This is a genomic window from Aeromonas sp. S9(2024) (assembly GCF_041403185.1).
GTDB lineage: Bacteria > Pseudomonadota > Gammaproteobacteria > Enterobacterales > Aeromonadaceae > Aeromonas > Aeromonas enteropelogenes.
Genome location: NZ_JBGLRE010000001.1, coordinates 712,278 through 720,273 on the forward strand (window position 1 = coordinate 712,278; position 7,996 = coordinate 720,273).

Genomic DNA, 7,996 nt, shown 5'->3' on the forward strand with positions numbered 1-7,996 from the left:
AAATTGGTTCAAACCACCGCCAGTCTAGAGAGACGGCGGTCAAAAGTCATGGGGGCAGGATAAGCACATGGCCCTCCTGCCCCGTACATCCCCATCAGGCAGCCACCGTTGGTGGCCTGAGACGCAAGAAAAACACTGGCAGCACCACCAGCACCATCAGGAAGAAGATGCTGCCGCCGAGGGGCTCGAACAACACGCCGCACAGCGCCATCAACGCGGCCACCGTCATGCCGAGCCCGATGGCGGCATAGAGAGACTGGGTGGGGATCATCTGCTCGGCGGGCAACATCCGCGTCATGAAGCGTACCGCCCCCAGATGACTGACACAGAAGGTGACCGAGTGCAGCAACTGCCCAAGCACCAGCACCCAGATCTCGGTCGAGGCGCCCAGCAGGGTCCAGCGCACTACACATCCGATGGCACCGATTGTGAACAACATCTGGGCCCCGTAGCGCTGCAGGAAGCGCTTGTCGGCGGCGAACATGCAGATCTCGGCTACCACTCCCAGCGCCCACAGATAACCTATGGTGGTACCGCTGTAGCCCTGCGCCTTCCAGTAGATGGCGCTGAAGCCATAGTAGGCGGCGTGGCTGCCCTGCAGGAGGGCGGTAATCAACAAGAAACGGCGCACTTGGGGAGATCTCAGGGTATCCAGCAGGGAGGATCGCTCCCGCTCGCCCTGAATATCCTGTGGCACCGGATGGATCGGCAACCAGCTGAGCAGCAGCATCAGCAACAAGCCGGCCACCATGGTATGCAAGATCCAGTCGCTGCCAAAATTGCCCACCAAGGCCCCCACCAGGGTGGAGGCGACAATAAAGGCGAAGGAGCCGCACAGGCGCACCTTGCCATAGTCGAGATGGGCCTGCACCACCATGCGGGTAGCCAGCGCCTCCCCCACCGGCATCAGAGTCGGGTAGATAAAGTTCGCCACCAGGGTCAGCGCCACCAGCCACCAGAGGTTGTGGCTGAGATAAAACCCGAGGAACGCCAGCAGACTGAGCAGGGAGAGCAGCCGCGTCACCGGCAACAGGTGACCCGCCCCCTTGATCTGCCCCATCACCATCAGGTTGCCGGCAAAGCGGATCGCCATCCCCGCCCCCAGCAAGAGGCCTATCATCTCGGCGCTCACTCCTATTCCCTCCAGCCAGAGCGACCAGAACGGCAGATAGGCACCGTAGACAAAGTAAAACGCGCCAAAGAAGAGCGCTAACCAGGAGAATGCGGGCATAAGTCCTCAACAACCGGATGACGGGACCGGAATGATAACCGATCCGGCGCCCCAGATCCCGATGCAAAGTCGACATCAAAAATGAAAAAACTCAATAAAATTGAACCATTACGCAGGGGTAGGGTCTACTGGATAACACCTCCTCCTGGTTAGTGTTGCAATCCTTCCACCCGCCACCGGCGGGTTTCTTTTTGGTAAATTGCAGCCGCCAAAAAAGATCCCATCAATCGCCAATCTTCGGCGTTGTTTCTCAAGTCGATACTGGATGCTGCTTGAATGCAACTAACTGACAACCAATGAGTTGGAGAACAGCTATCCGGCCTCGGATTCCATTAACAATGGCCATCATATACACGAAATTACAGATAACTGTTTACCGTTTTGAATAACTGATATCTCTCCTTTAGCAGGGGACACGTTGTACATCGTATTTTTATTCTTAAAACTGAACGTTTCACCTATTAATGAAAAGTCATTCAGAGATAATTCTTTCCCCTGCTTACCATAATTATACGTTATATCTCCTGAGAAAGGAGAGTAACATAAGTTAAGATTTTTCCCTGATTTTGTCTTACAGTAATAAAATACGCGCTCATCACTGTCACAAATTTTATTTCCAGTACGCTCTGACAATGCATTTATCTCGATGTATCTCATGTCACGGTATAAATCTGACACTTTATCATGACCGGCAAGACTATAAGAGGCATTGATGATTTTGCTTATGATGGCTGCATCCTCGCTTGCTACTCCATCCAAATCAACGGCAGAAATTTTATTGCTTTTATTTATTTCACCAATACCACCTACTCGCTCCTCGCCTGAGCTTGTTGAGATAGATGCACTACCTATATAATTAAACTTCCCAGAAATATCAAAGTAATATACAGTACTCAGTCTTGGTCTATCAGCAGAGACAGTTATTTTTATAAGCCCATCATCATTTACTTTCTTACATGCGCTATTTCCAGAAGGAAATGGAACTGTGAACGTCCGCCCTCTTCCGCTATGCATTATCGATAAGGTGCTACTTGGTTCATCACCTGAAATCTTAGTGGTAATATAATACGATATATTATCATTGCAGGTGCTATAGGCATATGTGTACATAGGAATGACACTATAAAAAGCGATGTACAACCTTTTTGAAAAAACATTCATTAATCTGTACCAGAAACAACATTAAAGATATTATCTTTCAGGATAGCATCCCAATGCATCTTCTTTATCACATTGTAGCAAGGGGATAAGATCCACAAGTTTGTTTGTAATTACTTTTCTGCAAGGGATGTTATATTCTTTTTCGGATATAGTTACTATTACACCTGACATTTCTTCATTTCCTTCGTAGTTACTAAAAACCGAATACTTGTATTTCCCTTTACTGAAAGAAACCTTTCCATATTCAGTCTGGTATCTATAGTAATAATTATGACTGAATCCACTAAACCCATCTCCCAATGAGTGATAAGAAAGCTCAGTCTTATCACCTTTCGAGAATTCATAACTCAATATATTTCCATCAACGAATAGTTTAACGTCACCTTTATCAGTCTCACAAGAAAAATACACGTTTTCGCTGCTATACGAAGAAGCTGAAATTAAATAAAACAACATGAAAACATAAATATTAGAGCGCATTGTAATTATCCTTCATTCGTTTATCATACCCTTTCTGTCTAGGACCATTGTACACTAGTGAAAATGCTAACCAATCCTTTGCTCGAATAGCTTTGAGCAATCTATTATCAGCTTTTATAAAATTAACAAAAGCTTTAAGATGATTTTTTTCTGAAACACTGAGCGAACTAACGAATTCATTTACATCTTTATATCCAGCACTCAAGTGGTTGGAACCTAATATCTGGAACTTCCCCCAAGATGCTGCTTTTAGTGCAGCATTCTTATCCAATGAGTAGGCTAGCATAAGTTTCCTATACTGAACTTTATATGCTCCATATCCGCCCCCCACAGGGTTAGATATTTCAGGGTGAGACTTATCATATTTCCCACTCGTCATATTACTAAATTTATGCCTTTCAAACAAAATAGAAAGCACTGCATCATCCTGATCTGAGAACTTATAATAACTGCCTGTACTACCGGTTTCAGTTAATGCTACTGCTTTTATAGCATTTACCTCACAACCAAGCTCAGAAGCAGCATTGACATAATCTGACTCTTCAACTACTTCACCATTATAGAAAGACAAAAATTCAATTTCGTTTAAAGTATCACCTAAATACGTTTTAGGGTGTCCATTTAAGCCTCTTGTTGCTAACGCCATAACTCCGACAGGCGAAAAGTGCCAGCTATCTTTCGCAAGTGTTAACCTAGTTGCACTCTGCATCCATTCCAGCTTATCGATACGCTGTTTTTCGTGATCCACCAGTTGGTCAAAATCGGGTAAGCCAATTTTGGCCATCAACTTGTCCAGCCATAGATAACTACTGGCCGAGGATTTTTCGTACCACTCGCTAGGGTGCTTGACGATAAGCTTGTTCAGCTGTTCTCTATTGCCGCTATTTTGCAAGGCAGCCTTAATCTCTTCACTACTAAGCTCGCCACTCTTGTCGGTATCGAAGCTGTTGACCAGGTCGGTGAAAAAAGTCGGTGGCGCCTCGGGATCCAGATAGCCGTCGGAGCCTGAACCATCGACCTTTTTAAAACCAATCTTCAGCCAATCATGTTGACTCAGCAGCTCGACTTGCTCTTTCTTGACATATTTCCCTGATGAGATGCAGACCCACTCCTGCTTTGCCGCATCTTTCTCTATCTTGGGGGATTCAACCAATTCTTCCTGACTCTTGCCATCGGTGGCGACCCACACCCTGTTCTTCATCTCATGGAGGATCAGATCCGCCGGGACCTTGGCATAAGTAGTGCCCCCCTTGGTACCGGCCTTGTTGGCCAGCACATCGTCAAGACGAGGGTCCTGAGTAAATACCTCAAGATGGACCTGATGCTTGCTTTGTTTCCCTCCGATGAGGGAACCCGGCGTTTCCACCAGGCCGAGGTAACCCATAGTGTCACCCGCCGCGATAGCGACTGGCGAAGGCAACACATAGAGCTCGCCAAGATGGGAGGGGACGCGTACATTCACCTTGATAAATTCATCCTCTACGCACACCCAGGCCACACCACAGCGACCAGGCTCCCCCTCCACACTCGGCGTCACATAGTTGCATCTGGCCATCTTGCGCGCCTTGTCACCAATCCAATGGAATTCGAGTTGGTGCGCATCATACTGCACTTTGGTGCCCACAGGCAGTGAGACGCTGCTACTGCCTGCCATCAGACGACCGCTTTTGTCATCCGGGACGGGATCTGCACGCCCGGCCATATTCTTCAGTAATTCGGCCTCTATCTGGTCATCTAGCCAGCTTGGTAGATTGGGTTTAATCGCCTCGACCGCGTCCGGACTATTGGCGATCCAGACTGAGCTCCCTTCACTGACCAATACTCCCGCCTTCTCGGCCTCTTTCATCTGGGCATTGGAAAGTTTGCTCTTGATGGTCACCCTGATGAAGTCATATTCCTTGCCCCCGACACTCCCCTTTTGGGATGGCGTACTGCTGTCCATCTCCAATTCGGTATCCTTGGGCAGCGCGAAACGGGGCAAGGCGGCATCGGCACGCTGCTGATTGGCATCAGGAACGGAATTGCGCGCATTCCATCCCTTTTTCAGCACCAGCTTCTCGGCGGTCTGATACTGATCCCAAGGCAGCAAATGCATATAGAGCGAATAGAAGGTGAATTCGTTTTTCGCCTTGGTCTCTACATTGATTTCACAATACTCATGTTGCACCAGGCAAAAGCTGTTGGAATAGCGCAGGGATTCGCCCTGAAATTCAGAGGTCAAGTAATCCTTCATCATCCGGAATGCCACTACCTTGCCATCGGCAATCGCCCTGACGGGATACTTATCCTTGCACCAGGGAGCACTCTGGTCGCTGATATGAATGCCACCGTGCCACTTGTTGTGATTACCGAGCAGATAGTGACCGGATTTCTCACCGTTGATCAGCGCAGTCAATGCCTTGACGTCTTTGAACTCTTCCCCTGCTGCGGTGAGGATGGGAAATGCAAACTTCATGCTGCGTCCTTATTCAGAAAAGAGGTAGAAGGCCTTGGGTTTCTTTTCTACAGGCTCCTGCTCCTTGAGCAGTGCTTCCATCGCTTTTTCTGTGGGTACGGCCTTGACCAACTCCACCGCATCGGGAGCCTTGACCACTTCTACCCCTTTGGGCGCTACCGGAGCCTGACCTGCCCAGCCGGAGCCTGAGCCCGGACTGCCGCCTGCATTGAGCTTGATGCCGGGGCCGACCAGCTTGACGCCACTGGGGTCGACCTTGACGAAACTGCCGCCCCCCTTGAGGGTGATTTCGGAGCCCGCTTCCAGCACCAGTTTATCGCCAACCTTGATATGAACCTCTTGTCCGGCATCCACCAGCAACGACTGCCCCAGCTTCTGATGCAGGCTGGCATCTACCGTCAGCGAGTGGTCACCCTTGATATGGTCCCGCTTCTCACCTTCTACCGTCAGGTGGTCGTTGGCCTTGATACGGGTCACCCGCTCGTTGTCGATGTCTCTGTGCTCGTCGTGCTTGATATGCCAGGCCGCATCATTCTCAATCAGTACGTTCAGGTCTTTCTGACCGTGCAGGTAAATCTCTTCCTGCCCCGCCTGGTCTTCAAAACGCAGCTCGTTGAAGCCCTCACCCTGGTGGGTCTCGGTGCGCAGCACGGTGCGGGTCTTGTTGGCCGGCAATTCATAGGGCGGCCGGTTGGTGGCGTGATAGGTGCGCCCCGTCACAATAGGCTGGTCGGGGTCCCCTTCCAGGAAACTCACAATCACCTCGTGGCCGATGCGCGGAATGGCCATCATGCCGTACTGGCCGCCCGCCCAGCCCTGGCTCACCCGCACCCAGCAGGAGCTCTGGTCATTGGAACTGCCATAGCGGTCCCACGGGAATTGCAGCTTGACCCGGCCGTGCTCATCGCAGTAAATCTCCTCCCCCTCCGGGCCCACCACCATGGCAATCTGCGGGCCGTCCACCATGGGTTTGTGGGGCGCTTGCGGGCTGCCAATACGGGCCCGCCAGGTAGTGCTGGCTTTGACCACGCCAAATTCGTTGTGGTAGACGGTCGGGCCGCTGCCCCCCTCCTCTTCCAGCGCCTGTGGTTGCTGGCCGGTGTGACGGATATGGACGATTTGCCAGTCGCTGTTGAGGTTGGCGTTCGGGTGTTCGGTCAGGGAGAAATACTGCCCCGGCAGCAGGGCCGCACTGTTGGATTTGCCTTGGCCTGTCACCGCATCGTTGCGCAGCGCATCGAGTCTATGTTGGGCAAACGCCTTGCCGCTCGGGTCCTGCTTGTAGCGGCCCGGGTAGTCGAAGTGCTGGTAGCTCTGGCGTTGATGCTCGAGTTCGGCCCCCAGCTTCTTGTGGGAGAGCCCATAGGCCGGGGTCTTGAAGCTGTAGTCTTTGAGCTCCACATCCGAAGTGCGTACCGCCTCGTGATAGTGGAACTGGCGCACGTAGGGGCCTTGCTCCAGCGAACGGTTGCCGAGGTTAAAGAAAAGCTCGGGACCGGCAGTCAGGGCCGCCGCGTCGTCGGCAAACACGAGACGGTGTTTGCCTTGCTCAAACTCAAAGAAGTAGAACATCCCCTCTTCGGCGGCAAGGCGATTGAGGAAGTCGAGGTCGGTCTCGCGATACTGGACACAATACTCGCGCTGGGCATGTTCATTTTTGAGGGCAAAGGCGTAGTCGGTAATGCCGTGTTCCTGTAACAGGATGCTGAGGATTTCGTCGGGCTTTTGCGCCTGGAAGATGCGCGAGTTCTGGCGCAACGACAGCCGCCACAGGGCCGGCTGCACCAGCAGCTGATAGCGGGTGCGGCGAAAGCCGCTGTCACCCTGCGCCATGTCACTGACCACTCCGCACACCCGGCGCTGCAGCTCGCCGTGGTACCACACCAGGAGCTCGCACGGCTGGTCCAGCACGGCGGCAAAATCGATGTCCGGCTGGGGACTCGCCAACTCAAGGCGCAGCTGGAACGGGCCGTTCAACGCCTCTTCCAGGGCAAACTCGGCCACCACGAAGGTCCCCTCGGGCAGCGCCCCCACCTTGACGGTAAACTGCAATCCGGTTTGATTAGCCATGCTCTCTCACCCTTGTCACGGCCCGGCAATGCCAAAGCCTTCGCCACTGTCTGACCCGAATATGCCTGACCCTTCCAAAACACCACGCGCCCGCCCTCTCCGGTTCCTAAAATGCAACCAAAGATAAGGCAGGCAATGAATCACGTGCTGATTGTGTCTGCATCACAGGACACCTTTATTGCTTTGCCATCCCTGCGCAGTCACTGCATCAGGGATGGCAAAACAGAAAAGCTCCAGCCTGCCCACAGGCAGACCGGAGAAAATGCACAGTACAAGAAGCCGGTTGCTCAACCGACCAAAAGACACATAACTACTTACAAGGAATACCAAAGTAAGAAATCGAGAATTAAGCCTCGATCGGAGCACGCCAGTCATCAGCACCAGAGGTACCGGCAACGGTGTGTTCCCAGTCAATCTTGCGGTATGCCATGGAGACCTGGATAAGCTGGGTGAAGTCAGACTTCGCCGGGTCCTGGCAGTGCGGCATTTGGCAGTCGATATCCACGATGGTGGCATCGGTCAGCACAGTAGAGAAGAAGTGCTCCTGCTTGCCCTCGACGGAGGTGCGATACCACTTCAGGGTCACTTTCGGCAGCATC

The 7,996-nt window shown here is 51.9% G+C and carries 5 protein-coding genes and 1 pseudogene; all 6 read right to left on the reverse strand.

The annotated features are described in order from the left end of the window. Positions 1–94 precede the first annotated feature (94 nt). Positions 95–1,231: a 3-phenylpropionate MFS transporter gene (locus ACB028_RS03255; RefSeq protein ID WP_371143482.1), complete on the reverse strand. Its 1,137-nt coding sequence runs from the start codon at positions 1,229–1,231 to the stop codon at positions 95–97. 345 nt (positions 1,232–1,576) lie between these two features. Beyond that, complete coding sequence (locus ACB028_RS03260) at positions 1,577–2,341, reverse strand: hypothetical protein (protein ID WP_371143483.1); 765 nt, start codon at positions 2,339–2,341, stop codon at positions 1,577–1,579. An 81-nt stretch (positions 2,342–2,422) separates the two neighbouring features. Beyond that, the gene (locus ACB028_RS03265) at positions 2,423–2,872 is read right to left on the reverse strand and encodes a hypothetical protein (RefSeq protein ID WP_342017557.1); all 450 of its coding nucleotides are present in this window, start codon (positions 2,870–2,872) and stop codon (positions 2,423–2,425) included. Continuing rightward, on the reverse strand, positions 2,862–5,327 hold the full coding sequence (locus ACB028_RS03270) for an N-acetylmuramidase domain-containing protein (RefSeq protein WP_371143484.1): 2,466 nt from the start codon (positions 5,325–5,327) through the stop codon (positions 2,862–2,864). Before ACB028_RS03270 ends, ACB028_RS03265 begins: the two co-directional genes overlap by 11 nt. A 9-nt stretch (positions 5,328–5,336) precedes the next feature. Beyond that, on the reverse strand, positions 5,337–7,397 hold the full coding sequence (gene tssI / locus ACB028_RS03275; RefSeq protein WP_371143485.1) for a type VI secretion system tip protein TssI/VgrG: 2,061 nt from the start codon (positions 7,395–7,397) through the stop codon (positions 5,337–5,339). A 346-nt stretch (positions 7,398–7,743) separates the two neighbouring features. After that, positions 7,744–7,996, reverse strand: a pseudogene (gene hcp1 / locus ACB028_RS03280) (type VI secretion system effector Hcp1); the annotation flags it as partial.